Origin of the sequence: Saccharomonospora sp. (assembly GCF_027317685.1) — a bacterium.
Taxonomy (GTDB): Bacteria; Actinomycetota; Actinomycetes; order Mycobacteriales; family Pseudonocardiaceae; genus Saccharomonospora.
Map to the genome: position 1 here is coordinate 24,138 of NZ_DAHVQP010000149.1, position 26,355 is coordinate 50,492.

Sequence of the window (26,355 nt, forward strand, 5' to 3'; positions counted from 1 at the left end):
CGGCGAATCCACGTGGAGTGACCGTCTGGTGGCACACACTGTGTCAGGTACCGGTACAGAGATGGCGGCGCGACCACTTCGCCCCAATTCCCCTCGTTCAGAGCAATCTCGGGCGGTCGGGCGGGAACCGACTTGGCCGCACGCGCCGATCCCAGCAGACTTCCGACGTGACCAACACGGAAGACGGGTGGAAGACACTGACGATCGCCGGTGACTGGGTGAAGGTCGCCGACACCAAGGCCGGTGTGGTGATCACGGCGGGTGGTGTGCTCGCGGGATTGGTGCTGGCGGGGATTCCGCCACACGCGGAGTGGTCTCGACATCCGTGGCGGGTGGCGTTGCTGCTCACTTCGCTCGGACTCGTGTGCGTGGCCATCGTGCTGGCGTTGCGGGTGTTCGCGCCTCGCCTGCGTGCCGCGGGGTCGCCGGAGACGGTGGTCTCGACGGGATCTGGGCTGCTGCACTTCGAGACCATCGCCGCAAGCTACGCGCGGCCCGCCGACTATGTCGCCGCGTCACAGGAACTGTTGGCGGACGAGGAACGCCTCTCGAGAGCCATCGCCGAACAGACGTGGGCGGTCAGCGTCGTCGCGCGACGCAAGTTCCGCCACGTCACCCCCGCGCTCTGGTGCCTCGTCGCGGGCCTGCTCGTGGCCATCGTCGCGGGGGTCGTCCCGGTATGACGCCCCGTGGTCACAGTGATCCACTACTGTGATCGCGCACGGGCTAGGGAGGGTCGATGGAGTCCAACATCGGGGATCTGTCCATCAACCTGCTCGCCAGCGTGATCGCCGGGACCGCGGTGTGGTTGTTCCAACGGGTGCGGCGTCGTCGGCGTGATGCTCGTCGTCGGCGATTCTTCGGTTTGGAGGAGCGGGCCGAGTGTGTGATCGTGGCACCCCGCCACGCCGCTTCGTCCTCGCCGTACAGCGTGAATCAGCTCGACGTCGCCGCCATCGTCGAGATCGCCACCGTGGCCCGGGAGTGCGGGGCGAACGTCGTGCTCAAAGTCCAGGGACAGAACGTCCTGTTCGACGACACCTTCCATTCCGCCACGGAGTTCTGTGTCGGTGGGCCCGAGGCGAACACGCGGATGAGCGCACACCTGGAGACCTTCCTCCCGGGGGTGTCGATGGACCCGTACGCGGAGGCAGGCGACGCGTTGCATTTGCGCGTGGGTGGTGAGGTGTTCACGCGTGTGCCGGGGGAGGTCGAGTTCGTGGCGCTCGCCAAGGTCGACACCGGCCGAAGCCGCAAGCCGTTGTTCACCGTCTGCGGACAGACCGCCATCACCAACCGGGCCGCCGCGCGGTATCTGTCGGAGAACTATCGAACGTTGCTGTCGCGATACGGCCTGTCCGGTCAGTTCTGCCTGGTGTTGGAGGTCGTGCGGCCCGCCGCCTACGGGGATCGCGTGGTGCGGGAACGCGCTGACGTGACCTCCGCCGCGTTCGGCGAGGCACGGTGACCCGCACGGGCTCCGGCGTCCACGGGAGTGCTTCGGCGCCCTTGCTACGTTGACTCACGTGGCAAGGGCGAGCGAGGACAGCGAACCGGTTTGGCAGCAGTGGCGACGCCCACTTCCCACTCCTCGGCAGCAACGTCGCGACATATGGAGTGCGCTGGCAGTGCTCGCCGGAGCCGAGTTCACGCTCCTGCTGGTCAACAGCATGGGGTTTCTCGCGTTCGGTCAGGCCCCATCGCTGGGTGAACAGCTGCTGTTGGGCGCGGCCGTCACCGCGCCGTTGGTCGTGCGTCGCCGCTATCCGCTGGCCGTACTCGCCGTGGTCAGTGTCCTGTTCATCTTCGTGCAGGCCCGGCAGCTCGGCGACAATCTGGTGCCGTCCATCGCCTTGTTCCTCGCCATCTACACCGTCGGGGCATGGGAACGTAATCGGGCCGCGGCGCGGTGGTCGCGTGTCGGCGTCATCGTGGTGATGTTCTGCTGGCTCGGGCTGTCGATCGTCAAGGAGTTGTTCGCCCCCGAGCCCTTTCCGACCGCACCGGGTCCGTTGGATCCGGTGTTGGCCGCCGTGCTCTACAACATCGTCTTCAACCTGGTGTTCTTCCTGTCCGCCTACTTCTTCGGCGAGGTGGCGTGGCTGTCGGCCCGTCGCCAGGCCGAGTTGGAGGACCAGGCGCAGCAGCTGCGGTTGTCGCAGGAGGAGAACACTCGCGGGGCGATCGTGGCCGAACGCGTCCGCATCGCCCGGGATCTGCACGATGTCGTGGCGCACCACGTGTCGGTGATGGGGATCCAGGCCGGGGCGGCACGTCGAGTGCTCGACACCGATCCCGAGCTCGCGCGAACGGCGTTGGACACGGTCGAGCAGACGGCCCGTACCGCCATCGACGAACTGCGGGGTCTGCTCGGCGTGCTCCGAGCAGACCCCGGATCCGAGGAGCGGTCCGAGGACACCGACGACACGTCACACGCCGCTTCTCCCGGACTGACCGAGCTGCCCGATCTCGTGGAGCACACGCGATCGGCCGAGCTGGAAGCCACGTTCGCGATCTACGGCGAGCCCTATCCCGTGTCGGACGGTGTGGCTTTGACGGCCTACCGGGTGGTGCAGGAGGCGTTGACGAACGTGGTCAAACACGCCGCGGCCCGCTCGGTGGAAGTGCGCCTGCGCTATCTCGACGTCGGCCTCGAAGTGGAGATCACCGATGACGGGCGCGGCCCCTCCGGCCCGGGGCGGAAGCAGGGCACCGGCCTCGGACTGCTGGGGATGCGCGAGCGCGTCGCCGTGCACGGCGGTGAACTGGAGACGGGGCCGCGGCGGCAGGAGGGGTACCGTGTTCGCGCGAGGTTCCCCCGCCCACAGGTGAGCAAAGGGTGGACGGAAAACGGCGTGGCCGAGGAGGACAGCAGCTGGTGACCGACCCGGTGACCGACGAAGCGGTGCCCGCGAAAGGCGACGACGACAGGCCGTTGCGGGTCGTACTCGCGGACGACCAGCACCTCGTGCGCGCCGGGTTCCGGGTGATCCTGTCCTCCGGCGAAGGTATCGAGGTGGTCGGCGAGGCCGGGGACGGTCGGGAAGCGGTCGAGGTCGCCACGCGCGAGCGGGCGGACGTCGTCCTCATGGACGTTCAGATGCCGAGGCTCGACGGCCTGGAGGCGACCCGCCGGCTGCTCGGTTCCTCCGGGGCCGCCCACCCGACGAAGGTCATCATCCTCACGACGTTCGACCGGGAGGACTACCTGTTCGAGGCGTTGCGTGCGGGAGCGAGCGGGTTCCTGCTCAAAAACGCCTCGCCGGAGGATTTGATCGAGTCCGTTCGGATCGTCGCGCGTGGTGACGCGTTGCTGTCGCCCGAGGTCACCCGTCGGGTGATCGCGCGGTTCTCCACGCCGATGGCGGTAGCCGGGCCGCCGAGTCGTCCGGAGGAGCTCACCGACCGGGAGTTCGAGGTGTTGTCGTTGCTCGCCAAGGGGGCGAGCAACGCGGAGATCGCCCAACAGCTGTTCCTCGGCGAGACCACTGTGAAGACACATGTGTCCCGCATTCTCACCAAGTTGAATCTGCGGGACCGCACCCACGCCGTCGTGTTCGCCTACGAGAACGGAATCGTCACTCCCGGTAGCGCTTGATTGTCGTGTCCCTCCCTCGGAGGAGGGAGCAATCGTCCCCCGGTTGGACGACACGGTGTTCGATTCCTGCTTGACTGACCGGCATGTTGACAGTGACAGGGATCAGCCGCCGGTTCGGTGAGAACCGGGTGCTCGACGACGTGTCGTTCGAGGTGCGCCCGGGCCGAATGACGGGCTTCCTCGGCGCCAACGGCGCGGGCAAGACGACCACGATGCGCATCATCCTCGGGGTGCTCGCCCCTCACGGAGGGTCGGTGACGTGGAACGGCAGCTCGGTGACCCCGTCACTGCGCCAGCGTTTCGGTTACATGCCGGAAGAGCGTGGGTTGTATCCGAAGATGAAGATCGGCGAGCAGGTCGAGTGGCTCGGCCAGCTGCACGGTCTGGACCGCGCCACGGCACGTCGCAACACCAAGCGCCTGCTCGAACAGTTGGACCTGGGGGGACGGGCGAACGACAAGCTGGAAGACCTGTCGCTCGGTAACCAGCAGCGCGTCCAGGTGGCAGCGGCACTGGTGCATGATCCCGCGCTGCTGATCCTCGACGAGCCGTTCTCCGGGCTCGACCCCATCGCCGTCGACACGGTGTTGAGCGTGCTGCGTGAGCGGGCCGCCGAGGGCGTGCCCGTGTTGTTCTCCAGCCACCAGCTCGCGATCGTCGAGCAGCTCTGCGACGACCTGGTGATCATTTCGGGAGGGCGGATCGCGGCTCACGGTGACCGCGAGGAACTGCGCTCTCGTTACGGCGGCTCGCGGTACGAGCTCGTGGTCGACAACGACGCGGGATGGCTGCGTGACCTGCCCGGGGTGCGGATCCTCGACCTGGACGGCCCCCGTGCTGTGTTCGAATTGGACAGTGGCGGGCCCGGTGACCAGGACGTGTTGCGGGCGGCGCTGGATCGGGGCGCGGTGCGCAGTTTCACGCCTGTGCTGCCTTCGCTGGACGAAATCTTCAAGGAGGTCATCTGATGAGCGTCACCACGCAGGAACCGCAGCACCGCACCGGTGACGCGAGTGAGAAGCCCGAGGGCGGCGCGTCGTTCGCCACGGCGACGTGGCTGGTGGCCGAGCGAGAGATCAAGACATACGTCCGCACGAAGGGTTTCTGGATCGGCCTCGGCATGATCGTCGTGGCCTTGTTCGCGGCCTCCGTCCTGCCGAAGCTGTTCACGGGGAGCACGAGCGTCGCCGTGGTGGACTCCTCGGTGAACGCGGTGCTGGAGCAGGCCGACGTCGAGGTCGTTCCCGCGGAGGACGTCGCCGCCGCGCAGGACCTCGTTCGGGAGGAGGAGGTCGACGCCGCAGTGGTGCCGGACACCACGGGGCAGTCGGCCACGGGGGTGCGGGTGGTCGCGCTGTCGTCCCCGCCCTCGGAGGTCGTCACGGCGTTGGGCACGGTGCCGCCCGTGGACCTGTTGGAGACTTCCGACGTCGGTCAGGGGGAACGTGCGCTGGTCATCATGGCGTTCGCGCTGCTGTTCGTCATGTTCGGCATCGGCGGAGTGGCCATCGCCCAGAGCACGGTGACGGAGAAACAGACCCGTATCGTCGAGATCCTCGTGGCGACGGTTCCGGTGCGGGCGCTGCTGGCGGGCAAGATCCTGGGGCATGCGCTGCTGACGCTCGGGCAGGTCGTCGTGGTGGCGATCGCGGCGCCGATCGCGCTGAGCATCGGAGACCACGGGGAACTGTTGTCGGTGCTTTTGCCCGCGCTCGGTTGGTTCGTGCCGTTCATGTGCTTGGGCTTTTTGCTGCTGGCCGCGATGTGGGCGGTCTCGGGCGCGGTCGTGAGCAGGCAGGAGGACCTCAGCACGAGCATGGGTCTGGTGATGCTGCTCGTCATGGGGCCGTACTTCGCGGTGCTGATGTTGTCGGAGAACGCGGTGGTGATGACCGTGATGTCGTACGTGCCGTTCTCGGCGGCCGTGGCGATGCCGGTGCGGGCGTTCACCGGGGAGGCACAGACCTGGGAGGCGTTGGCGTCACTGGGCGTGCTCGCTGCCACGGTCGTGGTGGTCACCATGCTCGCGGCCCGGTTGTACGCGGGTGCGTTGTTGCAGACGGGCGGAAAGGTCGCCCTGACGAAGGCGTGGGCTCGCGCGGAGAACTGACCGGATAGCTCCAACCCGGGGGTGGAGGAAGGCCACCTTCCCTGCACGTGGTGCAGTGGAAGGTGGCCTTCGCAATGCGGGCCGGGGTGACGCGGGAGGCATCACACGACCCCGTGGTCAAGTTGTCGTTCAGCAGCTGTTCAGCAAGTCGTTCAAAGCGGCGACCTCGTCCTCGCTGACGGTGAGGTCGTAGCGGTACTTCACATCGACCCACGACCGCGCGTACATGCACCAGTAGCCGGTGTTGTCCGGACGCCACTGCTCCGGCCCGGAATCGCCTTTGGACATGTTGCTCGATCCCGAGACGGCGATGAGCTGTGACGACCCGAGGTCGTTGGCGAACGACTCACGTTCGCTGTCGCTCCAGTCGCGTGCCCCGGTGCGCCATGCCTCGGCCAGGGGGACGACGTGGTCGATGTGCACGTCGGAGCTGTCGGAGACCCACTGGGCGTCGTACACGCTGTACCAACTGCCGCCGGTCGGGCTGCAGTCGTCATCGACCGTGACGTTCGTGCCGTCCCGCTGCAACACGGTTTCCCGGGTGTCGCAGGTACCGTTCTGGGAGGACCAATGGGGGAACAGATCCCGGTCGTAGCCGTCCATGGAGTCGTCGGGGGCGACGGTGAGCTGGGTGAGGTGGTCGCGGGTGACCGACTCACCGGGCGGTGTGGGTGGATAGGCGAGAGCTGGTTGGGCCGAAGGCCCGGTGACGAGGACGGTCGCACCGATGGCGGCGACGGCGGCGAGGGCCGCGAGACGACGCACGGCAAGCTCCTTTGTGAAGAAACGAGGCCGGAGGGCGCCTCGATCATGCGTGCCGGAGCGTCGTCGGCGGAACCGACGGGAGTAGGGAATAAGCGGAAAAACGTTCCCGCGTCGAGCGGCCGACCGTGTCCGTCGGCCGATGCCGGACCGTGGCGCGTCGTGCCCTCAGTTCAGACGCAGCCGGTAGTGCTGGGTGCGCACGTGGGCTCCGGACGGGGCCGTGCTCTCGTGCGGAGCGCCCACCGTTTCGAACCCCGCGGCGACGAGTGTGCGCCGGGATGCGGTGTTCGCGGGGTCGGTACGCGCTGTGAGGGTGTGCAGCCCGAGTCGGTCGCCGAGAACGACCGCGGCCGTCAATGCCTTCGTGGCAACGCCGAGTCCGCGTGCGTTCGGGGACAGCCAGAAACCGACCTCGGCCGTGTGCGCCGTGATGTCGAAGAGAACGAGACTGCCGAGGAAGATGTCGTCGACCGCGTCGGCGATGGTCAGTACGGCGAGCGTGCCGTTCTCCAGTCCGGCTCGGACATCCGTGCGCACCAGAGTGCGCACGGTTTCGGCGGTGTATTCGGGTAGTGGAAGGTGCGCGAATCGGCGTACCGCGTCATCGGTGGTCCCCTCGGCGTAGGCGACGGCGTCCCGTTCGGCGAGCGGACGCAGCAGCACGTCGGCATGGGCGACGGGGAGGGCGTTCCGGAGCCTCATCCCACCTCCTAAGCGAACGGTGTTCGTTTTGCTTACGATGGTGGCATGTCGTACTGGACGGCGGAACGGCGAGGTCGGGAACGCCGGCGGGTGCTCACCGCCGCGGCGCTGGCCGAGGCCGCCGTCGCCGTACTCGACGACGGGGGAGCACCCGCGTTGTCGATGCGCACGGTGGCCCAGCGACTCGGGGTCGCACCGGCCAGCCTGTACGGGCATGTGCGGGGACGCGACGATCTGCTCGACCTCGCGCTCGACCACGCGCTGGGAACCGAATTGGCGGAGCTCACCGCCACCGCGGGCGACGACGTCACCGCACTCGCGCTCGGCTGGTTCGACCACCTCGTCCGACATCCCTGGGCGGCTCCGCTCGTACTCGAACGCACACCGCTCGGACCGTCGTACCTGTCGTTGGCCGACGAACTGTGCCGTCTGCTGCGCCTCGCCGGAACCGCGGCCGACGAGGTACTAGGACGGTCCTACGCGATCACCGCGATGGTCGCCGGACACGCCATCGCCTACGACAATGCCCGGCGCGCACACCACGCCGCTCCCGGCTATTCGGCGGTCGCGCTCGACTCCTTCCCCCACCTCGAGGATGCGGCGGCACGATTCCCACACCGTTGGACGGATGTGGTGCGGCAAGGGGTCGGTCTCCTCGTCGGCGGCGCCTCGTGAACGCACCGGCGCACGACCGTGCTCACAACACGAGCGCGAAGACCCCGCCTCCGACGAGGACCCCGAGCACCGACCCCACCGTCACCTGCGCGGTGGTGTGGTCCTGCAAACGCACTCGGGACCAACACACCGCTCCCCCCACGGGCAGCAGTGTCCACAGCCACGGCGTGTACGTCACCGCGAGGATCGCGACCGCGCCGGCGGCGACGGCTGCGTGCATCGACACCTTCCACCAGATCGTGATCGCGCCCGTCACCAGCAGGCACACCAGCATGGCGATGTCCAACGCCACCAAAAGCCACGGTGCGTCCAACACCACCAGCAGCGCGAGACCGAGCCCGCTCAACACGATCAGCGCTAGAAAAGGCACCAACCGGCCTTCTCGGTCCCGCACATGGTGTCCGTCCCACCGGCCTCGCTGAGCCCCCCACACGATCACGCCCATGGGAATGACGCTGCTGGTCAAGGCGATCACGAGGCCCCATACGGTCGCGGGCAGCACCGCGTGTGTCGCCTGCCAGGCCACAGCGCCCGACAACACGATCACGAGCACCCAGGGGGCGAACACTTCACTCAGCACCTTCGCCCACATCGATCCGGTGGTGGGTTCGGTGTCCGTTCGAACGCTCAAGTCTTCCTCTGCCAGTCCTTGGGGACCTCTACCGGTCCTCGATGACACTGTCCGATGTCGGCGCGGGTCGTCGTCGCATCGCCCGTGCGACACGGCGGAGCCACGCGACTTCCCCGTCGAGGTCGTCCATTGTGCGCCCCGGCTCGGGAACCGTATCCAGCACGGGATCGGAACCGGACCGCCACCGGGCCAGTGCGGTGGTGATCGAGGCGGCCTCTCGTTCCGCGTCCGCGTGACCGCTGTCCGCCGTGTCCCGATACGGAGCCAGCACCAGTAGTGCGTCGAGGATGTCGACGACACGTGCGCTCAACCGCTCGTGAATGGTCTGACCCACCGTGTCGACGGGCCGCACTCGGGCGATCACCGGCGACAGAGCCGTCCACAACGCTTCCAGACTCCGGTACTGTCGTCGCCGTTTCGTCCGCAGCAACAGTCCTGTCACCGCCGGGACACCCACCGGGATGCAGACCCCCACGGCGACCAGGGCGACACAGGCGGCAGGCAACGCCGACGCCAGCACGCTCGAACCGGGATAGGACGAACCGGTGGTGAACACGGCCGTCGACGCGACGACCTTGTGCACCGCCCACGCCACCCCGAAGCCCGCCCCGACCTGCATGGTGCGCATCCCGACCTGGAGCCACCGGCGCTCGGTGAGCCCGGCATACCGGCCCATGAGCTGCACGAACCGCACCATGCTCCAGCCGACATAACCGCCGAACAACAGCAGGTATCCGTACACTCCGGGCAGGTCGGCGAACGCGTCGAGGAAATCCGGGCGATACGTCATCTCGGCCGACAGGAAGAGCACCGACATGGCGGTGATGACCAGTACCAGCACCACGGCCTGGAACCGCACCGCCGTGCGAGCCCGTGTGGTCTCCTCGGTCACCAGGTGGATGAGCAGGCTGTGTACACACCAGGCGGCGACCATGCCGATGCAGTTGACCAACAGCCGGGTCACGTTCGGATGCGGCTCGACGCGAGCGGCGGCCGCCAACACCCCCGGTGCCGACAGTGCGGCCGACAAGCCCGCCGCGATCACCCCCAGACACAGGTACCGCGTTGCCGGGGAGAGATTCCCGCGCGCCCACACCAACCGTGCCGAACCACCCGCGATGGCCGCGAAACCGGCGGCCAAGTTCACGATGCTTCCCATCACGGCTCGTCGAAGGTGTCCGCCAGCCGAGCGGCCAGGGAGGCGGTGGTGTCGTCCTGTGGAGACCGGTAGTTCCGGCTGCGAGGAACCGACCGCGTCGTGACCCTCGCGTGCAGGATGTGCGCGAACTGCTCGGCCTCGTATTCCTCGACGGTGCCGTGGGCCCGGCCGAACAGGTGCGTGAACGCGTTGGCGCTGAGGTTCGGCGCGATACGGCGCGCTTCCTTGCGGGACAACACGCAACGGCTGGGGTGTTGGAACAGCATGTGGCCGACCTCGTGGAGGATGATGTGGTTCTGGTGGTAGCCCGAGGTGTTCGCCGGGTAGGCGATCACGTCGTGGTCGCCGCGTGGCTGCCACGCTCCCGTCGCGTCCCCCGGTTCCCAGGTCAGGGCACACAGGTCGATGTCGCGTCCGCGTGCCCGTTCCAGACAGTTCAGCCACTCGTTGATGTCCCAGGGTTGTGGGATGCCGGTTCGGTTCAGCACGTTTTCGACGAGCGTTTCGCAGCGGTGTCGAACCTCGGCGTGATTCACTGTGTCGCCCCCTCCCGACGAATTGACCGGACACGCGTTTGTCGAAGCCGCCCGCACACACCGGGACGGGACGTCCCGGCTATCGGGTGCGTCATGGCGATCTTGGTGCATGAGCCCAGGTCATCCCCTGTCGGGTGGGATGGGCTTGCGGCGGGTGCGACGATGACGCGGCGTCTGGTCGTAGGGTCGAAGTTTGTCCACGACCGTGGAGACGACTTCGCGTTCGTCGGCGGAGAGTCCGAGTATCCGTAACGTCAGCCGACGAAGCTCCACGTCTTCCCGTGGGTCGTTCGCGTTCGGGGAGGCGTCACGGGCGTTGATGAGGTCCTGGACCTGGCGCATCACGGAAACGGTGGTGTCGTCGTCGACGAAGTAGTCCTCCGGGACGCCGAAGAAGCGGACGATCTTCATGGCGACGGTGTGCCGTGGTTCGGCGCGTTTGCCCGTCCGTAGCTGCCACACGTACTGCCGTGACACGCCCCAGGCCTGAGCGAGTTCCCCGTCGTCGTACGGCCCCCGCGAAGCCGGGTGCATCGTCTCGATGAGGAATGCCAACTTCTCGGCGAAGGTGGTCGGGGTCTCGCTCATGGTGGGGCTCCGAAGCTCACTCAGCAGCCAGGCAGCACGGCACTCTACTGGCTCCGCCAATGAGTAACAACTGTTGACGGGGTGTGTAACAACTGTTAACACTATGATCGGAGGTCGTGCCGAAGGGGGTACGTGACCGCGTCCAGTCGCCTGCGGAGCCGTTCGGTCACGTGGCGCGGCCTTCCACAAGCTTCTCGGCAGCTTCTCGGTCGGCTTCCCGACTGTTGCCTCTCGATGGCCTCCCACAGCTTTCGGTGACTCGGTGCTGAAGTCCGGTGATCGCAGCAGGCCGGTCGCGCCATGTTCGGCGGGTCAGTCGAGTGGATGCCCCGTACCCATCACCCGCAGGCCGAATACGGCGCCGTCGTCGTCCATGGTGATGAGCCCCCGCCGGTCTTCGGCCCACTGCGCTTCGGCGCGTTTTCCGGTTGCTACGCCACTGTTCGCATACGGTCCTTCGAGCTGTCTCCCAGTTCTCGAAGTCCTGGTTGTACAGCGTGGTGTACAGCTTTTCGGGCAGTGCCGAGAAGACCTCCACTCGTTGTCCTTGGAACCGGAAGACATGGTCCGTTCCGACGAGGCGAATGCCGGCGAGCTCGATTCCGGTGTCCCGGTGCACACCGGTGTCCGGTTGGAGGAAGTCGTCGCCGATGCGTGCTCCGGGCCCATCGCAGTGGTGTGGACCTCTTCGGAGGCTCTGGCGAGTTGATCGAATCGGTATTCGGGATGGCGACGTTGGGCGATGTCGAGCGCGGTCGCGAGCCCGAACGCGAAGCCCAGATCCTGCGCTTGGACGGCCTTTCGGAAGAACTCCGGGATTTTTTCGTCCACGGACAACTCCATGCGGTCGTGTGGGTTCTCCTGGAAAACGCTGATGTACTTCAGACTGTTCCACTGTTGCGACAATGCGCGAGAGGACCCGTGTGAGGACAGGGCCGTGGCCCGGCCGAGTAAACCGAGGACGTCCCACGGGGCGGTGGTGAAGTCTCGCCTGGAGGCGGGGATGATGTCGGCTTTGCGTTGAGGAGAGTAACCGGGGTTCTCCTCTACGCGTTTCTTGTCGATCCGATGGATGTGTCCTTTGACTTCTCGGGCGAGTTCTTCACTTGAGTGGACGGCGAATGAGACCGGGTTCCCAGTCGGTCGATCAGGTTTTCGAGGATCGATTATCGACCTTTCTCGCTTCGCTTCAGATGTCCCCGACATTCACCTGGATCACTCTTGCCGAAACGCGTGTTTTGGACTTTTCACCGGCTCTGTCCTGATTTTCATCTTGGACATCGACGTTTTTCTTGTCTTCCGCCTGTCGAGTGGAGGACGGTGCGCGGGGCTGACCGTGCGTATTCGTCGATGAGGTGTTCGAGTGATCGTCCGAGGTGTCGGTGAATGGCTGTTGACGTCGTGTTCCGCGGCTTGCTATCTGGTATATCAGCAATCCTGACAACTATGGAGGTCCGTGATGAGGCAGAGTGCCGAGGAACCGTGGGGTGACACCGTTTCCGTGGAGTTCGACGAAGGAATCGCGTGGGTGTCGCTGAACCGCCCGGCCAAGCGCAATGCGATGAATCCGACGTTGAACGACGAGATGGTCCGCGTGCTGGACCACTTGGAAGGAGACGACCGCTGTCGGGTTCTGGTGCTCACGGGCGCGGGCGAGGCCTTTTCCGCCGGTATGGACCTCAAGGAGTACTTCCGCGATGTCGACGAGGTCGGCGACTACACCGTGCAGCTCCGCGTGCGTCGGGCGAGTGCGGAGTGGCAGTGGAAACGGTTGGCCAAGTGGAGCAAACCGACGATCGCCATGGTCAACGGCTGGTGTTTCGGAGGTGCTTTCACCCCGTTGGTGGCGTGTGACTTGGCCTTCGCCGACGAGAACGCTCAATTCGGACTGTCCGAAATAAACTGGGGAATTCCGCCGGGCGGCGTGGTGACGCGTGCATTGGCCGCGACGTTGAGTCAGCGTGATGCGTTGTACTACATCATGACCGGGGAGCGGTTCGACGGCCGCAAGGCCGAACGTTTGCGTCTGGTCAACGAAGCGCTGCCCGCCGAACGGCTGCGTGAGCGCACTCGCGAAGTGGCGTTGAAGCTGGCGTCGATGAACCGTGTCGTGCTGCACTCGGCCAAGCTGGGCTACAAGATGAGCCGCGACATGCCGTGGGAGCAGGCGGAGGACTACCTCTACGCCAAGCTGGAGCAGTCCCAGCTACTCGACCGTGCCCGGTCCCGAGCCAAGGGGCTCGAACAGTTCCTGGACGACAAGTCCTACCGCCCGGGGCTTGAGTCCTTCGACCCGACCAAGTGAGCGCGTTTCTCGGCGGAAGGGACAGGCATGCTCAATCACGGTTTGGGTTCCTGGCCGACGCGTCGTGCCCGCATGACGCCGAACAAGACCGCCGTTCGGTTTCGCGGTGGCAGCCTCGACTACGCCGAACTCGACGAGCGGGCCACGCGTGTGGCACACGGTTTACACCGCCTCGGGGTGCGGTTCGGTGACCGGGTGGCCTATCTGGGGCCGAATCGACCGGCGTACTTGGAGTGCTTGTTCGCCAGCGGAATGCTCGGTGCGGTGTTCGTGCCCGTCAACGTCCGCCTGACCGCCGCCGAGGTCGACCACGTGTTGGCCGATTCCGGCGCGAGCGTGCTCGTCTACACCGGTGAGCACGAGGACACCTTCACGCGGACGACTACGGCACGACACCTGCGGACGGTCGCGGTGGACGGAGGTGGTGGGGCGGACCACGAGTACGAGGAACTGTTCGAAGCGACACCCACCGACTTCGTCTGTGAGCCCGTCGGGCTCGACGACCCCTGTCTGATCATGTACACGTCGGGCAGCACCGGCAGGCCCAAGGGTGCCGTACTCACGCACGGCAACCTCACGTGGAACTGCGTCAACGTCCTCGTCGAGAGTGAACTCGCCAACGACGAGGTCACGCTGGTGGTGGCCCCACTGTTCCATGCCGCCGCGTTGGGCATGAGCTGCCTGCCCACCCTGCTCAAGGGCGGTACCGTCGTCCTCCAGGACACGTTCGACCCGGAGGCTGTGCTGGAGTCGATCGAGCGGCACCGGGTGACGTGGATGTTCGGTGTGCCGACCATGTTCAACGCGCTCGCCGCCCATCCGCGATGGTTGTCGGCGGACCTGTCGAGTGTCAGAACCCTGAGCTGCGGTGGAGCGCCCGTCCCCACCGAGACCATTCGCCGCTACCTTGATCGTGGGCTGAGTTTCGTCCAGGGCTACGGGATGACCGAGGCGGCGCCCGGGGTCACCATCCTCGACCGCGAGCACGCCAAGACGAAGATCGGTTCGGCCGGAGTACCGTCGTTCTTCACCGATGTCCGGGTCGTCGACGGGAGCGGCGAGGATGTCGGGCCGGGACAGCGGGGCGAGGTCGTGGTCAGCGGCCCCAACGTGATGCGGGGCTATTGGGGTAGACCGGAGGAGACCTCACGTGTGCTGCGGGACGGGTGGTTCCGCTCCGGCGATGTGGCCACTGTGGACGATGATGGCTATCTCTACCTCGTCGACCGGATCAAGGATGTGATCATCTCCGGTGGGGAAAACGTCTACCCGGCCGAGGTGGAGAACGAACTCTACGGTTACGGCGGAATCGACGTCTGCGCGGTCATCGGCGTCCCCGACGAGAAATGGGGTGAGGTCGGTAAAGCCGTGATCGTGCCCGCCGAGGGGGTCGAGCTGGTCGTCGACGAGCTCGTCGCCTATTTGAGGGAGAGGTTGGCCGCCTACAAGGTGCCCCGGCGATTCCAGTTCGTCGACTCCCTGCCGACCACCGGCTCCGGCAAGCTGCTCAAAGGCAGGATCCGCGAACTCTACGGGTGAGACCGGTGGGCGTGCGGTCAGTCCCGCGACTCCGTACCGCCGCCGTGTGCCAGTGCTCCGAGTACTGAGATTCCACGTTCCAGGCTGTCCCTGAACACTCGGCGCTCACTCGGGCCGAGCTGGGACAGCAACCGCTCCTCCAGTTCGAGCACCAGCGGTTCACATCGCGCGAGCAGGGCTTCGCCTTCGTCGGTGAGGTTGGCGAGCAGGACCCGCCGGTTTCGGGGGTCGCGTTCTCGGCTGATCAACCCACGCCGTTCGAGTGTCAGCACCATCTCGTGCATAGTCTGGGGACGGAGGAATGACCGGCGGGCCAGTTGAGCTGAGGACAGGCCGCCACGTCGCTGCAGCACGCTCAGCGCCGTGTACTGCAACGTGGTCACCCCGAGCGGCCGCAAAGCATCGTCCAGCAGTGCGCGCACGACGAGTTCGAGCCGCTTGACCAGGTACAACGTCAGGGGCGGCTCAGGGTTTCGAGACGGTGCTCCGGTGGTGGGACGATCCGCTGTCACACCGTCATCGTCCCACCGTCGCTTGCGACACCTTCGTCAGAGGGACAGCGGCCACCCGGTGTAGGCCTCGGCCAGATAGGTCGAGCCCGCGACACTGCTGGTGACCGAATCGAGTTCCCCGAGTTGGCGCCGCAGGTCGAAGGGACTGCCGTGCGGGTCGGTGTGCAACATCGAGGTCATCCACCACGAGAAATGCTGGGCCCGCCACACCCGGCGGGACGCGGTGGCGCCGTAGTTCTCCAACCGCTCGGTGACCCCGGTCGAATAGAAGGACTCAAGTGCCTGCGCGAGCACCAGCACGTCGGCGACAGCGAGGTTCAGGCCCTTCGCGCCGGTGGGCGGAACGGTGTGGGCCGCGTCGCCCGCCAGGAACAACCGGCCGTACTGCATGGGTTCGCAGACGTAACTACGCATCGGAAGCACACTGCGTTGGAAGATCCGCCCTTCGGCCAGTCGAAAACCGTTTCCGGCCACGCGTGTCTGCAACTCCTCCCAGATGCGGTCGTCGCTCCAGTCGTCCGCGTTCTCCTCGGGGTCGCACTGGAAGTACATGCGTTGCACGGTCGGTGTTCGCGTGCTGATCAACGCGAATCCCCGCTCGGAATGGGCGTAGATCAGCTCGGGAGCTGACTGTGGTGCCTCGGCGAGAATGCCGAACCAGCCGAACGGATAAGCCCGGAAATGGTCGGTGCGGGCGGAAGCCGGGATGCTGTTCCTGCTGATGCCCGTCGAACCGTCACAGCCGGCGATCACGTCGCATTCCAGCTCGACTCGGGTGCCGTCCGCCTCGGTGAACGCGATCACCGGTCGGTCGGACGTGACCTCGCGAAGCTCGACGTCGGAACACTCGAACCGGATGTCGGCGCCGGCCGCGAGTCGCGCGGCGATGAGGTCGGTGAGCACCTCATGCTGCGGATACAGCCACACCGACCGCCCGACCAGACCTGCGAAGTCGATCCGATGCCCCTCGCCGCGGAACCGGAGTTCGATGCCGTCGTGCCTGGCACCTTCGGCCCTCGCGCGGTCGCCGACACCGCACTGATCGAGCAGTTCCACCGTGCCCTGTTCGAGGACACCGGCGCGAATGGTCTGCTCGATCGCCGAGCGACTACGTGCCTCGACGACGACGGAGTCGATTCCCCGCTCCGCCAACAACAAGGACAGCATCAGTCCGGCAGGTCCGGCTCCCACGATTCCGACTTGCGTTCGCATGTGCCTCACTCAACGACCCACGGTGCCCTCCTGACCAGTTTTGGCTTCCATCCAGTGAAAACCCGCACCATGGTGATGGTCGGCCCGGCGACTACAGTGGCGGCACGCCGGGTGTCGATCCGGGCGACGAGGTGGAAGGGCAGCCGATGGCGGGGAACACCGGCAAACCGGGCCAGTCGGTGAGCGGCCGTGTGTTCGCGCTTCTTCGCGCCTTCGATCCGGCCCATCCGCGCTTGTCGTTGACCGAACTCGCGCAGCGGGCGGAACTACCGCTGGCTACAGCGCACCGGCTGGTCGGTCAGCTCGAACAACAGCGCGCGCTCGAACGCGACGAGGACGGCTACTACCGGATCGGGCTGTTGCTGTGGGAGTTGGGTTCGCTCGCTCGCGTGTCGAGTAGATTCCGCGAGGTCGCGTTGCCTTTCCTGCAGGATCTGTACGAGGCGACGCGGGAGAACATCCACCTCGCCGTCCGCGACGGGTTCGACGCTCTCTACGTGGAAAAGCTCTCCGGACACAGGTCGGTGCCGACCATCTCCCGGCTCGGGACACGACTGCCGTTGCATTCCACCGGGGTGGGAAAGGCGCTGCTCGCCCACGCCGAGCCGGAGGTCATACAGTCCTATGTAGAGCGTAATTTGGTGCGGCACACGCGATACACGATCACCGAGCGGGGCAGGCTGTTGCGGGAGCTACGGACCACGGTCACCCGCGGCTACGCGCTCACGAACGAGGAAATGACCCTCGGTTCGTGCTCGGTGGCCGTGCCGATCCCGGCCGAGGCGGGCGAGCCCGCCGGCGCGATCGGAGTGGTAGTGCACTCGGCGCGTGCCGACCTGCCCAAACTGGTTCCCGACCTGCGCGCGGCGGCCGACGGCATCGCCCGCAGATTACGGGAGGACACCGACGGCCCGGCCCCGGGGGCCGTGCACGACTTCCCCCGGCGACCGGGCCGCTGACCAGCCGAAATCAGCCGTCGGCCAGGAGCAGGTCCTCCAGCTCGTACACGGCGACGGTCAGGTTCTCGGCGAACGCGTGCATCTGCTCGGCCACCGGCCGTGGCGTGCTCAGATACAGGTTGACGTGGTCGGGCAGCAGGACGTAGGCGACCCCGATGCAGTGACTGCTGGTAGAGCCGAACCCGAAGTACTGAATGTTGGTCGAGGGCGCCGAGCTCGTACTCAGGTAGTCGTCGCGCATGATCCGCCAGCCCGGGGTGTCGTAGAGGGCGAGCTGATCGGCGGCGACACCCAGTTCGGCACCACGCCGCTTGGCGATGAGTTGCAGCTCCCACAGGTGTTGTTCGGGGGCTTGCCCCGCCTGGCATTCCTTGGCCCGGGCCACGTGTTCGGTGGCCGCGGCATGGAACGCCGAGAGACGCTCGACCGAGTCGGTGTCGGGATCGTCCATGACGTCGACGAAACGCAGCACCTCGGGGGTGACCACCCGCATCGCCTCCGTGCGACCGTTCTGGTACTGGCGCGTGGCGATCGATTCGTAGGTCGCGCCGGTGAATCCCTTGGTGCGTTTGTGTGCGAGCTGGTAGGCCAGCTGCATGAACGCGTCCGGGGACGCGCCGAGTTCCTTGATGCGAGTGGAGCCGATGTCGTCGAAGGACACGGTGGTAGTGGCGTTCGCGGCGGCGTAGTCGGCGAACGCGGTTGCGGCGGTGCGGACACTCGTGCGCAGTGCCTCGTCGAGGGCGAACTCGATGGGGGTCACCGGGGGAGAGCCCTTCGGCGACACGGGTTCCGGCTGCGTGGTGAGCACGGTGTCGACGAAAGACAGGACCGTGGTGCCGTCCAGTCCACAGTGCTCGATGTTGATACCGGCCGTGCCGTCGGCGAACACGATGAACGACACCGACTTGTCGAACCAGCGGTTACCGCTGTCACCGTGCAACAGTTGGTCGCAGGCCTGTTGCGTGTCCTCCGGGGTGATGTCGTCCAGACACAGGCAGAACAGCGCGGTCTCCACCGCGTCGAGCGCGTCGGCGTTGCCGGGGAGTGCCCGCAGCGCCCGCCGGTCGGCTGCCCATTCCGCTCTCGCCTCGGTGGTCAGATGTCCCACCGGGTTCTGCGCGGCGACGGCACCGACTTTCCTGACCTCCTCCAGCCCCGCTTCCAGGTCCACCTGCGAGTACGGGTTGCCTTGGGGGTCCAACACGTCCATTCGGAACATGTTTCCCCGGAAGAACACCACGATGTGCCGGGCCCGCGACGGGCCGGGTTCCTCGGCACTGTAGGGCGCGCGGACGGTGTCCTGCTCCTCGCCGGGGATGCGGGTCGTGGAGAACAGGAATTTGTTCTGCTCCATCGACAACGCGCGCCCACGCTGCAAGGCGGGTGGGATGGCTTCCGCGTCGAGGCGCAGCTTGTAGTCCACCGTCGACGCGATGAGCGAGGCGGCGCGGGAAATCTGTGCTTGTGACGACGGGGTGAAGAGGAAGAAGAAGTTCGCGTTCAGCGCGATCCGGTCCCGGCGACCCAGGTAGCGTGACGGCCAGAACAGGTCCAACCAGCTCCGCACACCGTCCGAGGCGGCATAGCGTTGCAGTTCGGCGTGCAGGGTGTGCGCGGGGCTGTCGGGGCGCAGGAAGTCGGCCACCGCCGCTTCGGTCGTCGCGAGTTCTTCGGCGGTCAGCAGAGGGGCGCACCACTCGACGAAGCGAGCGCAGCTGTCCTCCAACGTCGGCAAGGGGACGCGGGGGAGGCAGTCCTCGTTGCCGAAGGTGCTGTTCGACCAGTTTTCACGGGTGTTCACGGTGATCCTCGAAAATGATTGGGCGGACGCTTCACGGGTTGGCAGGGATCGGTGGAGGCGCTATCAGTCCAGCAGTCGGTCGCCGCGGACGGCCTGACGTTCGGCGAGGTGTTCGGGGGTCACCCGACCGAAGAGTTGCCGGGTTCGGGCGACGCTGCCGACGACGCCGGGGCGCGCGCTGTAGGCGAAGATCGCGGTGTGCCGTTCGGTCGGCCCCTCCACCGGTGTCACGCGGTGCAACGCGAAGCGGCCTTTGAACAGCTGGAGGTCGCCGGTGCGCAGCGAGAGGCGACGGATCAGGTGGTCGCCAGCTCTGGTGAGGACGGAACGCACGTCGGCGAAGTTCTCGGCGTTCTCGGACCGGATTCCGGGGCAGTATTCGAACACGCCGCCGGACTCGGGCGCCTGGGTGAGCAGGGTAACGGCGAACTCGTTGGTGTCGAAGTGCCACGGGTGGTCCATGCCGGGGCGCACCACGTTGAGCACCAGTCCGGCGAGCGGATCGGCCAGTTCGTAGATCTCGGGCAGGCCGAAACACGCGGCGAGGAAACGTTGGAAATTGGGGTCGGTGTAGAGCTGGTGGATGATGGATCGTGCGGGAATGTGGTCGCGGGCAACGAAGGCGTTGCGTCGCTGCATGGTGATGTGAGCGGGATGCCCTTCCGGCAAAGCCGTGTCGGTGGAGATGTTGTAGGCGTTCACGACTTCGACGTCGTAGTGCGCGTGGGGCGCGATGTCGGAGCCTTCACGCCGCAGCTCGTCGTGGCGGAAGCCGCGCACGAAATCGGGCAACACGCTGCATCCGTCGCGCTCCAGGTCCTGCCGGACCCGTTCGACCGCCTCCCACCAGGCCGGTGTCTCCGGCGCGGAGATCGGATACCGATCGGTGTCGACAACCTGCTCGGTTCGGCCTGCCACAGAAGAGTTCATCGGAATCCTTCCCACGCCTCAATGCCCTCGATGCTCTCGACACATGCCAACGAATAGTAGACAGACTGGTTACTGTCTGTGTCACTCTGTTGTCTGATTTCTCCGCTTTCAAGGCGTGGTCGAGTGGCATTCCAGGCGGGCGTGCAGGCGTTTCAGCGAGCCGCCTATGTCGCCGGTGTCGTGTCCTCGCGAAAGAGTGGCCCGGCGAACCGGCGTAGGGCGTCGGCGAGCTGCTCGTCGGGCTGGGCGAGATCGCTGAGCCGTACCACCGGAACACCTACGGCGTCGCCTCGGCGTATCACCTCGGCTTCCGAGAGCCCGGGAATCGGTCCGTACGGCCAGACGACCAGGTACGGCCCGCCGTCCGGCTCATCCGATTTGGGCTCGATGGTGACGGCGGTGAATGCCTGCCACGGCACCGGGGCCGGCAGATTCACCCGCGTCCGCTTGTTACGGACACGGATGCCGTACTGGTCGATGTGCAGGCTGAGCGGCGCGAGCGTGGCGATCAATCCAAAGAGGCCCATGAGGAACACGAGCGGCGAGAGGATGAGGATCACGATGTGGCGGCGGCCCGCGTCGCTGAACAGCCATCCGACGAACAGAATCGTGCCGATGGCGCCGGCGGCCATCAGGGCCACGGAGAACCAGGTCAGTGTGTACGATTTCCGGAATTTCACGCATCCCCCAGGCAGCGCTTCCACGCCGGGGTGGCGTGGATCACGGGGATTCTAGGGGCTTTTCTCGGTCGTCGTGTGTCGTTCGCGCTCATCGTCACGCCGACGTGTACGAGTCTGCGCGAAGATCGGTTCTCGCGGGTATCGATGGGATGGGTGTGGCCGGCTGTCTGTCCCGTTCTCCGGGCCGAGGTCGGTGGAAGCCGCGCGGCCCGGCGACCATGCTCGCGAACCAGCCGATCGCGGTTCGGGCCGATACAGGTGGTTCCTCTCAGGGCACGGAAGCCAGACCGGATAAGCGGTCGCCGCGGCAGGCGCGATCGAGGAAAGTGGGCAGGAGTTCGCGCCCATCGGTGTGAACCGGCTGCGACGGGCTCTTCGGACGGGGTGGAGAACCCGACCTCGTCCGAAGATTATGGACTCTCGTGTCTTTCGAACCAAACCCCTCGACTACCCCTTGTTCAGCTTGTCCTGCGTGGCTCCGGCCATTTTCTCCATGGTGTTGGGCAATTCCGTGGTGCCGTAGATGCGCGAGTCGGGGTGCGTGATGGACGGGTACGGGGCGCTGGTGGTGGGGCCGTCGTGGTAGGTGAACTCGCCGTTGCCGTCCGGTGTGGGGCCGGAGGCCCAGCGCCCTTCGGCGGCGCGTTGCCCGTCGCTGAAGTTGAGGTACTGGTACGACACCTCGGTGTGTTCCTGGCTCTGCGGGAAGTTGCTCGGCACCGGCAGTTTCTCGGTGCCCTCCTCGCGTAGTTCCTCGATGGCGGCGAGCCACTGGTTCTGGTGCATGGTGTCGCGGGCCAGCAGGAAGGCCAGCATGTCCCGCACGCCGTGGTCGTCGGTCATGTGGTAAAGTCGGGAGACTTGGAGCCGCCCCTGCATCTCGGCGTTGGCGTTTGAGGTGAAGTCGGCCATCAGGTTCCCGCTGGCGGTGACATACGACCCCTGCCACGGGTTGCCCATGCTGTCGACCGGCCGGGCGCCCGCTCCCGACACGATCGCGTGCTGCAGGTCGGTACCGCCGATGACGGCCGCCACCGCGGGGTCCGACTGCACCGCGTCCTCCGTCACGCCGATCGGAGACTTCTCCACCAATTGGGCGATCATGGTGGCCAGCATCTCGACGTGGCCGAACTCCTCCGAGCCGATACCGAATACGAGGTCGCGGTACTTGCCGGGGATGTGCATGTTCCAGCCCTGGAACATGTACTGCATCGCGACGGTGATCTCGCCGTACTGGCCGCCGAGCACCTCCTGCAGCTTGCGGGCGTAGACCGCGTCGGGCTTGTCCGGGGTCGCCTTGTACTGCACTTCCTGCCGGTGAAAGAACATCGAAAAAAAACTCCCTTGAGGTCCACTGCGTGTCATCGAGCGACGCGGACATCGTCTTCCCGAGGTGGGTGCGTTCAAACAAATCGGCGGCCGGCCAGGCAGTGAAACGTCCTCATTCCACCGTTGGTGGGAGGATCCGCGCGTATGTCGGGGAACACGCGTGTGGGTGGGGTCTTCCGGCAGGAAACCACAGTGCTCACCGGTTGTTCCACACCACTGTGGTGAGTCCACAAAGGTCGGACTCGAGGCGGCGGTGTCGGTCCCTAGTCCTCGCCGCGTACGCGCAATCCGTCGAACGCCACGGCGACGATGGTGTCGGCCAGAGCGTCGGCGCCGATGCCCCCGCGCGGCCGGTACCACTCGACCAGGGAGTTGACCATGCCGAACAGCAGTCGGGCGGCGGTCGCGGGATCGACGTCGGGGCGTAGGTCACCGTCTGCGACGGCCTTGCTCACCAGCTCGGAGACGATCTGGTCGAACTCGCGTCGGCGCGCCAAGGCGTCACGTTCCACCTTCGTGTTGCCCCGCACCCGCAACAGCAGCGTCACGAACGGCAACTGATCGACCAGCACGCCGACACTCGCGCGCACGAGGTACTCGAGCTTGTCGATCGTGCGTCCCTCGACCTCGTCGAGCTTGTCCACCTCGGTGAACAACCCGTCCAGGCCCCGATTGACTGCCAGTCGCAGGAGTTCCTGTTTGCTTGGCACGTGGTGGTAGATGGCCGACTTGGTGATACCGAGCTTGCGGGAGAGGTCCTCCATGCTCGTGCTGTCGTAGCCGCGCTCGTTGAAGAGCTTGACCGCCACCCCGAGCACCGTCTCCAGGTCATAGCCCGGCCTGCCCCGCTTGGCGGGTCGGTTCGGGGATGTGTTGGCCATGACCTCATTATCCCAGTCGGGTTCAGTCGCTCGGACGTCGGTCGAGTACCCGGCGGAACTTGCCGACCGAGCGCTCGATGGTTCCGGGATCGACGACATCGACGTCGACGGTGACGCCGACACCGTCCTTCACCCTGGTGGCGACCTCGGTCGCGGCCACGTCGCGACGATCCGCCGAGGTGTCGGAATGCGCTTCCACGACCACCGTCAGGTGATCTTTTCGGTCCTTTCTGCTCAGCATCAGCTGGAAATGCGGGGAGAGGCCGGGGGTGTCGAGCACGATCTCCTCGATCTGGGTGGGGAACACGTTCACCCCGCGCAGGATGATCAGATCGTCGCTGCGGCCGGTGATCTTGTCCATCCGCCGGTAGGCCGGACGTGCGGTGCCGGGGCGCAAAGCGGTGAGATCGCGGGTGCGATACCGGATGATCGGCAGCGCCTCCTTGGTGAGGGAGGTGAACAGCAGCTCGCCGGTCTCGCCGTCCGGCAACACGGTTCCCTCGACCGGGTCGATGACCTCGGGGTAGAAATGGTCCTCCCAGATGTGCAGGCCGTCTTTGGTCTCGACGCATTCCTGCGCCACGCCGGGACCCATCACCTCGGACAGGCCGTAGATGTCGACCGCGTCGAGGTCCAGGCGTTCCTCGATCTCCGTGCGCATCCGTTCGGTCCACGGTTCGGCGCCCAGGATGCCGACCCGAAGCGACGTGCTGCGCGGGTCGATCCCCTGTCGTTCGAACTCGTCGATCAGCGTGAGCAGATACGACGGGGTGACCATGATGACCTCGGGCCGGAAGTCGGTGATGAGCTGCACCTGTCGGGCCGTCATGCCACCGGAGGCGGGGACGACGGTGCAGCCGAGCTTCTCGGCCCCGTAGTGTGCGCCGAGACCACCGGTGAACAGGCCGTAGCCGTAGGCGACGTGGACCTTGTGACCCGGCCGTCCGCCCGCGGCGAAGATGGACCGGGCGATCAGCGTCGCCCACGTGTCGAGGTCGGAGTTGGTGTAGCCGACGACGGTCGGTTTGCCCGTGGTGCCGCTGGAGGCATGGATGCGGCGCACCCGCTCCTGCGGTACGGCGAACATGCCGAACGGATAGGTCTTTCGCAGGTCGTCTTTGGTGGTGACGGGAAATTTCGCCAGATCGGCGAGCTCGGCGCAGTCGTCGGGATGTACCCCGGCCGCGTCGAACTTCTGTCGATAGAGCGGCACGTTCTCGTACGCGTGGCGCAGGGTCCGGCGGAGCCGCTCCAGCTGACGGGCGCGCAGCTCGTCCACACTGAGGCGTTCGGCGGGGGACAGGTCGGCCGCGGCCGGTGCGGTACCCAGCCGCTTGGTGCTCGGCACGTCGATGTGCAGGGTGGCCATGCGGGAACTCCTCGTTACTGAACTTGTCCGACGGTGCGGCTGCGCCCCCGGAATTCGGCGACCACCTCCCGACCCGTGGGGGTCTCGCGGTGCACGGTGACGTCGTAGATGCCGTTGCGGCCGTAGCGGGTGCGCTCGGAGGCGGTGGCGATCAGTTCGTCACCGAGTCGGACGCCTGCGACGAACAAGATCTCGGCTCCGGCGGCTACGGTCACCGGTCCGTGGCTGTTACACGCGCAGGCGAAGGCCGTGTCGGCCAGGAGGAACAGAAAACCGCCGTGGGCGATGCCGTGCCCGTTCACCATCCGCTCGGTCACCCGCATCCGCGCGACCGCGTGCCCGTCCCGGGCTTTCACGACGTCGATGCCGAGGGAGGTGGAGGCGGTATCGGTGGCGAGCATGGTCCGCGTTGCGTCCGCGATGTCGGGTTCGGAGTGCGACACGGTGGTCCACCGCCTTGCTTACTTACCGAATGGACGGTTATTAATGAGCTTCAGTAAAACGAGCGCGTGAACGGGTGTCAAGGGGTGAACGGGTCGGTCGATCCGGTCCCGGAAACGGAGGAAGCGGTGCGTGCGAGCGAGGTGCCCGAATCGATCGGGGTGGTCGGCGGTGGACGCATGGGCTCCGGCATCGCCCAGGTGTTCGCGACCCAGGGCGCGCGAGTGTCCGTTGTGGAGAGCGATGCGGCCGCGGCCACCGCGGCGCGGAAGAGAGTCGCCGACGGTCTGGCCAAAGCGGCCGAACGCGGCAAGCTGGAGGAGGACTCCGCCACCGTTCTGGAACGGGTGACGGTGCTCGATGACCTGACACTGCTGCCTTCGGACGTCGAACTCGTCGTCGAGGCGGTGCCCGAACGCGCCGACCTCAAGGTCGACGTGCTCACCGGGGTCGAGTCCGCGGTGTCCGAGGACGCGATCCTCGCCAGCAACACCAGCTCGCTGTCCATCGCCGAACTCGGTGCCGCCCTGCGTGAGCCGGGGCGCTTCGTCGGAATGCACTTCTTCAACCCGGTTCCGCCCTCGAAGTTGGTGGAGGTGGTGACCGCGCCGCACACCCGGGAATCGGTGGCCCACCGGGTGCGGAGCTGGGTGCGGGCGCTCGGCAAGACCGATGTCGTCGTCCGTGATTCTCCAGGATTCGCGACCAGTCGGCTCGGGGTCCTGCTCGGACTGGAGGCGATTCGGATGCTCGAGGAGGGCGTCGCCGACGCTGCGGCCATCGACAACGCGATGGAACTCGGTTATCGCCACCCGATGGGTCCGCTTCGTTCCACCGACCTGGTGGGTCTCGACGTGCGGTTGGCGATCGCCGAATACCTGCACTCCACTTTGGGTGAACGTTTCGCGCCGCCGCAGCTGTTGCGCGACAAGGTCGCAGCTGGAGAGCTGGGACGCAAGACCGGGCGTGGCTTCTTCGACTGGAGTTGACCGGAAAGCGTCTCGTCGTCACTTCCTTTCCGGGGTGGCGGCGCGCTACCATAACTTTCTGAACGGTCGGTTGGTAATTCGAGGGAGGCGTGATGGGAGAGCGGGCGACACCGATGTTGCGGAGCTACGTGAACGGTGGTTGGCATACCGCCGAGAACGAGGGTGTACCGCTGCGTGACGCCGTGACCGGTGAACAGGTCGCGCGCATCTCCTCGGAAGGCGTGGACCGGGCCGCGGCCCTGGACTACGGCCGGCGCGTGGGCGGCCCGGCGCTGCGGGAACTGACCTTCCACCAGCGCGCCGCGTTGCTGAAGGCGTTGGCCTCCCACCTGCGGGAACACCGTGACGAGCTGTACGCGTTGTCGGCGCGGACCGGCGCCACGCGAGGGGATTCGAGATTCGACGTCGATGGCGGCATCGGCGTGTTGTTCTCCTACGCGAGCAAGGGCAGGCGCGAACTGCCCAACGACACCGTCTACCTCGACGGTGCGGTGGAGCCACTGGGCAAGGGCGGCACGTTCGTCGGCCAGCACGTGTGCACCCCGCTGCGAGGCGTGGCCGTGCAGATCAACGCGTTCAACTTCCCCGTATGGGGGCCGCTGGAGAAGTTCGCGCCCGCGTTCCTGGCCGGCGTGCCGAGT

At 66.4% G+C, this 26,355-nt stretch carries 28 protein-coding genes; 12 read left to right on the top strand and 16 right to left on the bottom strand.

Features of this window, described 5'->3' with window-relative positions; translation table 11 throughout:
* Positions 1 to 167 precede the first annotated feature (167 nt).
* The 6 genes from M7H19_RS18390 to M7H19_RS18415 all read left to right on the top strand — a co-directional run bounded on the left by M7H19_RS18390 (position 168) and on the right by M7H19_RS18415 (position 5,708).
* A complete protein-coding gene (locus M7H19_RS18390; RefSeq protein ID WP_298183348.1) occupies positions 168 to 683 on the top strand; it encodes a Pycsar system effector family protein in 516 nt (171 codons plus the stop codon).
* A gap of 56 nt (positions 684 to 739) precedes the next feature.
* Complete coding sequence (locus M7H19_RS18395; RefSeq protein ID WP_298183351.1) at positions 740 to 1,468, top strand: hypothetical protein; 729 nt, start codon at positions 740 to 742, stop codon at positions 1,466 to 1,468.
* A 58-nt stretch (positions 1,469 to 1,526) separates the two neighbouring features.
* Positions 1,527 to 2,882, top strand: a complete 1,356-nt coding sequence (locus M7H19_RS18400) for a sensor histidine kinase (RefSeq protein ID WP_298183353.1) — start codon at positions 1,527 to 1,529, stop codon at positions 2,880 to 2,882.
* Positions 2,879 to 3,598: a response regulator transcription factor gene (locus tag M7H19_RS18405; RefSeq protein ID WP_298183355.1), complete on the top strand. Its 720-nt coding sequence runs from the start codon at positions 2,879 to 2,881 to the stop codon at positions 3,596 to 3,598. Before M7H19_RS18400 ends, M7H19_RS18405 begins: the two co-directional genes overlap by 4 nt.
* Before the next feature lie 83 nt (positions 3,599 to 3,681).
* The gene (locus M7H19_RS18410; protein ID WP_298183358.1) at positions 3,682 to 4,566 is read left to right on the top strand and encodes an ATP-binding cassette domain-containing protein; all 885 of its coding nucleotides are present in this window, start codon (positions 3,682 to 3,684) and stop codon (positions 4,564 to 4,566) included.
* Positions 4,566 to 5,708: an ABC transporter permease gene (locus tag M7H19_RS18415; protein ID WP_298183360.1), complete on the top strand. Its 1,143-nt coding sequence runs from the start codon at positions 4,566 to 4,568 to the stop codon at positions 5,706 to 5,708. The genes M7H19_RS18410 and M7H19_RS18415 overlap by 1 nt, the downstream gene beginning before the upstream one ends.
* 129 nt (positions 5,709 to 5,837) lie before the next feature.
* Here M7H19_RS18415 and M7H19_RS18420 read toward each other — a convergent pair whose 3' ends face one another.
* Together M7H19_RS18420 and M7H19_RS18425 are read right to left on the bottom strand one after the other, a co-directional pair.
* The gene (locus M7H19_RS18420) at positions 5,838 to 6,473 is read right to left on the bottom strand and encodes an HNH endonuclease family protein (protein ID WP_298183362.1); all 636 of its coding nucleotides are present in this window, start codon (positions 6,471 to 6,473) and stop codon (positions 5,838 to 5,840) included.
* Positions 6,474 to 6,638: 165 nt separating this feature from the next.
* The gene (locus tag M7H19_RS18425; protein WP_298183364.1) at positions 6,639 to 7,175 is read right to left on the bottom strand and encodes a GNAT family protein; all 537 of its coding nucleotides are present in this window, start codon (positions 7,173 to 7,175) and stop codon (positions 6,639 to 6,641) included.
* A 45-nt stretch (positions 7,176 to 7,220) separates the two neighbouring features.
* On the opposite strand from M7H19_RS18425, the gene M7H19_RS18430 reads away from it, so the two are divergent.
* Positions 7,221 to 7,850, top strand: a complete 630-nt coding sequence (locus M7H19_RS18430; protein ID WP_298183366.1) for a TetR/AcrR family transcriptional regulator C-terminal domain-containing protein — start codon at positions 7,221 to 7,223, stop codon at positions 7,848 to 7,850.
* Positions 7,851 to 7,872: 22 nt separating this feature from the next.
* Here the strand turns inward: M7H19_RS18430 and M7H19_RS18435 are convergent, their stop codons facing one another.
* The 5 genes from M7H19_RS18435 to M7H19_RS18455 form a co-directional block, all read right to left on the bottom strand.
* On the bottom strand, positions 7,873 to 8,481 hold the full coding sequence (locus M7H19_RS18435; RefSeq protein WP_298183369.1) for a hypothetical protein: 609 nt from the start codon (positions 8,479 to 8,481) through the stop codon (positions 7,873 to 7,875).
* A gap of 28 nt (positions 8,482 to 8,509) precedes the next feature.
* Positions 8,510 to 9,640 (bottom strand): MAB_1171c family putative transporter, encoded by a 1,131-nt coding sequence (locus M7H19_RS18440; protein WP_298183371.1) that lies wholly within the window; start codon positions 9,638 to 9,640, stop codon positions 8,510 to 8,512.
* Positions 9,640 to 10,128 carry a hypothetical protein gene (locus M7H19_RS18445; protein WP_298183373.1) on the bottom strand — a complete coding sequence of 163 codons (489 nt, stop codon included), beginning with the start codon at positions 10,126 to 10,128 and terminating at the stop codon, positions 9,640 to 9,642. The genes M7H19_RS18440 and M7H19_RS18445 overlap by 1 nt, the downstream gene beginning before the upstream one ends.
* Positions 10,129 to 10,296: 168 nt before the next feature.
* Positions 10,297 to 10,764: a helix-turn-helix domain-containing protein gene (locus tag M7H19_RS18450; RefSeq protein ID WP_298183375.1), complete on the bottom strand. Its 468-nt coding sequence runs from the start codon at positions 10,762 to 10,764 to the stop codon at positions 10,297 to 10,299.
* A gap of 312 nt (positions 10,765 to 11,076) precedes the next feature.
* Positions 11,077 to 11,670: a hypothetical protein gene (locus M7H19_RS18455; RefSeq protein ID WP_298183377.1), complete on the bottom strand. Its 594-nt coding sequence runs from the start codon at positions 11,668 to 11,670 to the stop codon at positions 11,077 to 11,079.
* Positions 11,671 to 12,223: 553 nt separating this feature from the next.
* Here M7H19_RS18455 and M7H19_RS18460 point away from each other — a divergent pair.
* Both M7H19_RS18460 and M7H19_RS18465 read left to right on the top strand, forming a co-directional pair.
* Entirely contained in the window at positions 12,224 to 13,069 is an 846-nt protein-coding gene (locus tag M7H19_RS18460; RefSeq protein ID WP_298183379.1) for a p-hydroxycinnamoyl CoA hydratase/lyase, read from the top strand.
* A 27-nt stretch (positions 13,070 to 13,096) separates the two neighbouring features.
* The gene (locus M7H19_RS18465; protein ID WP_298183382.1) at positions 13,097 to 14,608 is read left to right on the top strand and encodes a long-chain fatty acid--CoA ligase; all 1,512 of its coding nucleotides are present in this window, start codon (positions 13,097 to 13,099) and stop codon (positions 14,606 to 14,608) included.
* Between the two features lie 17 nt (positions 14,609 to 14,625).
* Here M7H19_RS18465 and M7H19_RS18470 read toward each other — a convergent pair whose 3' ends face one another.
* On the bottom strand, positions 14,626 to 15,120 hold the full coding sequence (locus tag M7H19_RS18470; RefSeq protein WP_298183385.1) for a MarR family transcriptional regulator: 495 nt from the start codon (positions 15,118 to 15,120) through the stop codon (positions 14,626 to 14,628).
* 36 nt (positions 15,121 to 15,156) lie between these two features.
* On the bottom strand, positions 15,157 to 16,332 hold the full coding sequence (locus M7H19_RS18475; protein WP_298183387.1) for a 4-hydroxybenzoate 3-monooxygenase: 1,176 nt from the start codon (positions 16,330 to 16,332) through the stop codon (positions 15,157 to 15,159).
* Between the two features lie 146 nt (positions 16,333 to 16,478).
* Here M7H19_RS18475 and M7H19_RS18480 point away from each other — a divergent pair, with 146 nt between their 5' ends.
* Positions 16,479 to 17,291 carry an IclR family transcriptional regulator gene (locus tag M7H19_RS18480; protein WP_298183389.1) on the top strand — a complete coding sequence of 271 codons (813 nt, stop codon included), beginning with the start codon at positions 16,479 to 16,481 and terminating at the stop codon, positions 17,289 to 17,291.
* Between the two features lie 10 nt (positions 17,292 to 17,301).
* Here the strand turns inward: M7H19_RS18480 and M7H19_RS18485 are convergent, their stop codons facing one another.
* The 7 genes from M7H19_RS18485 to paaI all read right to left on the bottom strand — a co-directional run bounded on the left by M7H19_RS18485 (position 17,302) and on the right by paaI (position 24,685).
* Positions 17,302 to 19,101, bottom strand: coding sequence for a choline/carnitine O-acyltransferase (locus tag M7H19_RS18485; protein ID WP_298183411.1), 1,800 nt, complete (start codon positions 19,099 to 19,101; stop codon positions 17,302 to 17,304).
* Between the two features lie 57 nt (positions 19,102 to 19,158).
* Positions 19,159 to 20,025: an arpA protein gene (locus tag M7H19_RS18490; RefSeq protein ID WP_298183391.1), complete on the bottom strand. Its 867-nt coding sequence runs from the start codon at positions 20,023 to 20,025 to the stop codon at positions 19,159 to 19,161.
* 164 nt (positions 20,026 to 20,189) lie between these two features.
* Positions 20,190 to 20,705, bottom strand: a complete 516-nt coding sequence (locus M7H19_RS18495; RefSeq protein ID WP_298183394.1) for a hypothetical protein — start codon at positions 20,703 to 20,705, stop codon at positions 20,190 to 20,192.
* A 447-nt stretch (positions 20,706 to 21,152) separates the two neighbouring features.
* On the bottom strand, positions 21,153 to 22,034 hold the full coding sequence (locus M7H19_RS18500) for a manganese catalase family protein (protein WP_298183396.1): 882 nt from the start codon (positions 22,032 to 22,034) through the stop codon (positions 21,153 to 21,155).
* 263 nt (positions 22,035 to 22,297) lie between these two features.
* A complete protein-coding gene (locus M7H19_RS18505; RefSeq protein ID WP_298183399.1) occupies positions 22,298 to 22,915 on the bottom strand; it encodes a TetR/AcrR family transcriptional regulator in 618 nt (205 codons plus the stop codon).
* Positions 22,916 to 22,937: 22 nt separating this feature from the next.
* On the bottom strand, positions 22,938 to 24,284 hold the full coding sequence (paaK, locus tag M7H19_RS18510; protein ID WP_298183401.1) for a phenylacetate--CoA ligase PaaK: 1,347 nt from the start codon (positions 24,282 to 24,284) through the stop codon (positions 22,938 to 22,940).
* 14 nt (positions 24,285 to 24,298) lie between these two features.
* Complete coding sequence (gene paaI, locus M7H19_RS18515) at positions 24,299 to 24,685, bottom strand: hydroxyphenylacetyl-CoA thioesterase PaaI (protein WP_298183413.1); 387 nt, start codon at positions 24,683 to 24,685, stop codon at positions 24,299 to 24,301.
* Between the two features lie 126 nt (positions 24,686 to 24,811).
* Between paaI and M7H19_RS18520 the strand changes: the two genes are divergently transcribed.
* Together M7H19_RS18520 and M7H19_RS18525 are read left to right on the top strand one after the other, a co-directional pair.
* The gene (locus M7H19_RS18520; protein WP_363321385.1) at positions 24,812 to 25,714 is read left to right on the top strand and encodes a 3-hydroxyacyl-CoA dehydrogenase family protein; all 903 of its coding nucleotides are present in this window, start codon (positions 24,812 to 24,814) and stop codon (positions 25,712 to 25,714) included.
* 92 nt (positions 25,715 to 25,806) lie between these two features.
* The coding region (locus M7H19_RS18525; RefSeq protein WP_298183405.1) for an aldehyde dehydrogenase family protein at positions 25,807 to 26,355 on the top strand (549 nt) is incomplete at its 3' end.

Excerpts from the sequence above, each read along its gene's own strand:
- M7H19_RS18395 (WP_298183351.1), top strand. The coding sequence starts at position 740 with ATGGAGTCCAACATCGGGGATCTGTCCATCAACCTGCTCGCCAGCGTG.
- M7H19_RS18410 (WP_298183358.1), top strand. The coding sequence starts at position 3,682 with ATGTTGACAGTGACAGGGATCAGCCGCCGGTTCGGTGAGAACCGGGTG.
- M7H19_RS18415 (WP_298183360.1), top strand. The coding sequence starts at position 4,566 with ATGAGCGTCACCACGCAGGAACCGCAGCACCGCACCGGTGACGCGAGT.
- M7H19_RS18425 (WP_298183364.1), bottom strand. The coding sequence starts at position 7,175 with ATGAGGCTCCGGAACGCCCTCCCCGTCGCCCATGCCGACGTGCTGCTG.
- M7H19_RS18430 (WP_298183366.1), top strand. The coding sequence starts at position 7,221 with ATGTCGTACTGGACGGCGGAACGGCGAGGTCGGGAACGCCGGCGGGTG.
- M7H19_RS18440 (WP_298183371.1), bottom strand. The coding sequence starts at position 9,640 with ATGGGAAGCATCGTGAACTTGGCCGCCGGTTTCGCGGCCATCGCGGGT.
- M7H19_RS18450 (WP_298183375.1), bottom strand. The coding sequence starts at position 10,764 with ATGAGCGAGACCCCGACCACCTTCGCCGAGAAGTTGGCATTCCTCATC.
- M7H19_RS18460 (WP_298183379.1), top strand. The coding sequence starts at position 12,224 with ATGAGGCAGAGTGCCGAGGAACCGTGGGGTGACACCGTTTCCGTGGAG.
- M7H19_RS18465 (WP_298183382.1), top strand. The coding sequence starts at position 13,097 with ATGCTCAATCACGGTTTGGGTTCCTGGCCGACGCGTCGTGCCCGCATG.
- M7H19_RS18475 (WP_298183387.1), bottom strand. The coding sequence starts at position 16,332 with ATGCGAACGCAAGTCGGAATCGTGGGAGCCGGACCTGCCGGACTGATG.
- M7H19_RS18480 (WP_298183389.1), top strand. The coding sequence starts at position 16,479 with ATGGCGGGGAACACCGGCAAACCGGGCCAGTCGGTGAGCGGCCGTGTG.
- M7H19_RS18490 (WP_298183391.1), bottom strand. The coding sequence starts at position 20,025 with ATGAACTCTTCTGTGGCAGGCCGAACCGAGCAGGTTGTCGACACCGAT.
- M7H19_RS18500 (WP_298183396.1), bottom strand. The coding sequence starts at position 22,034 with ATGTTCTTTCACCGGCAGGAAGTGCAGTACAAGGCGACCCCGGACAAG.
- M7H19_RS18505 (WP_298183399.1), bottom strand. The coding sequence starts at position 22,915 with ATGGCCAACACATCCCCGAACCGACCCGCCAAGCGGGGCAGGCCGGGC.
- paaK (WP_298183401.1), bottom strand. The coding sequence starts at position 24,284 with ATGGCCACCCTGCACATCGACGTGCCGAGCACCAAGCGGCTGGGTACC.
- paaI (WP_298183413.1), bottom strand. The coding sequence starts at position 24,685 with ATGCTCGCCACCGATACCGCCTCCACCTCCCTCGGCATCGACGTCGTG.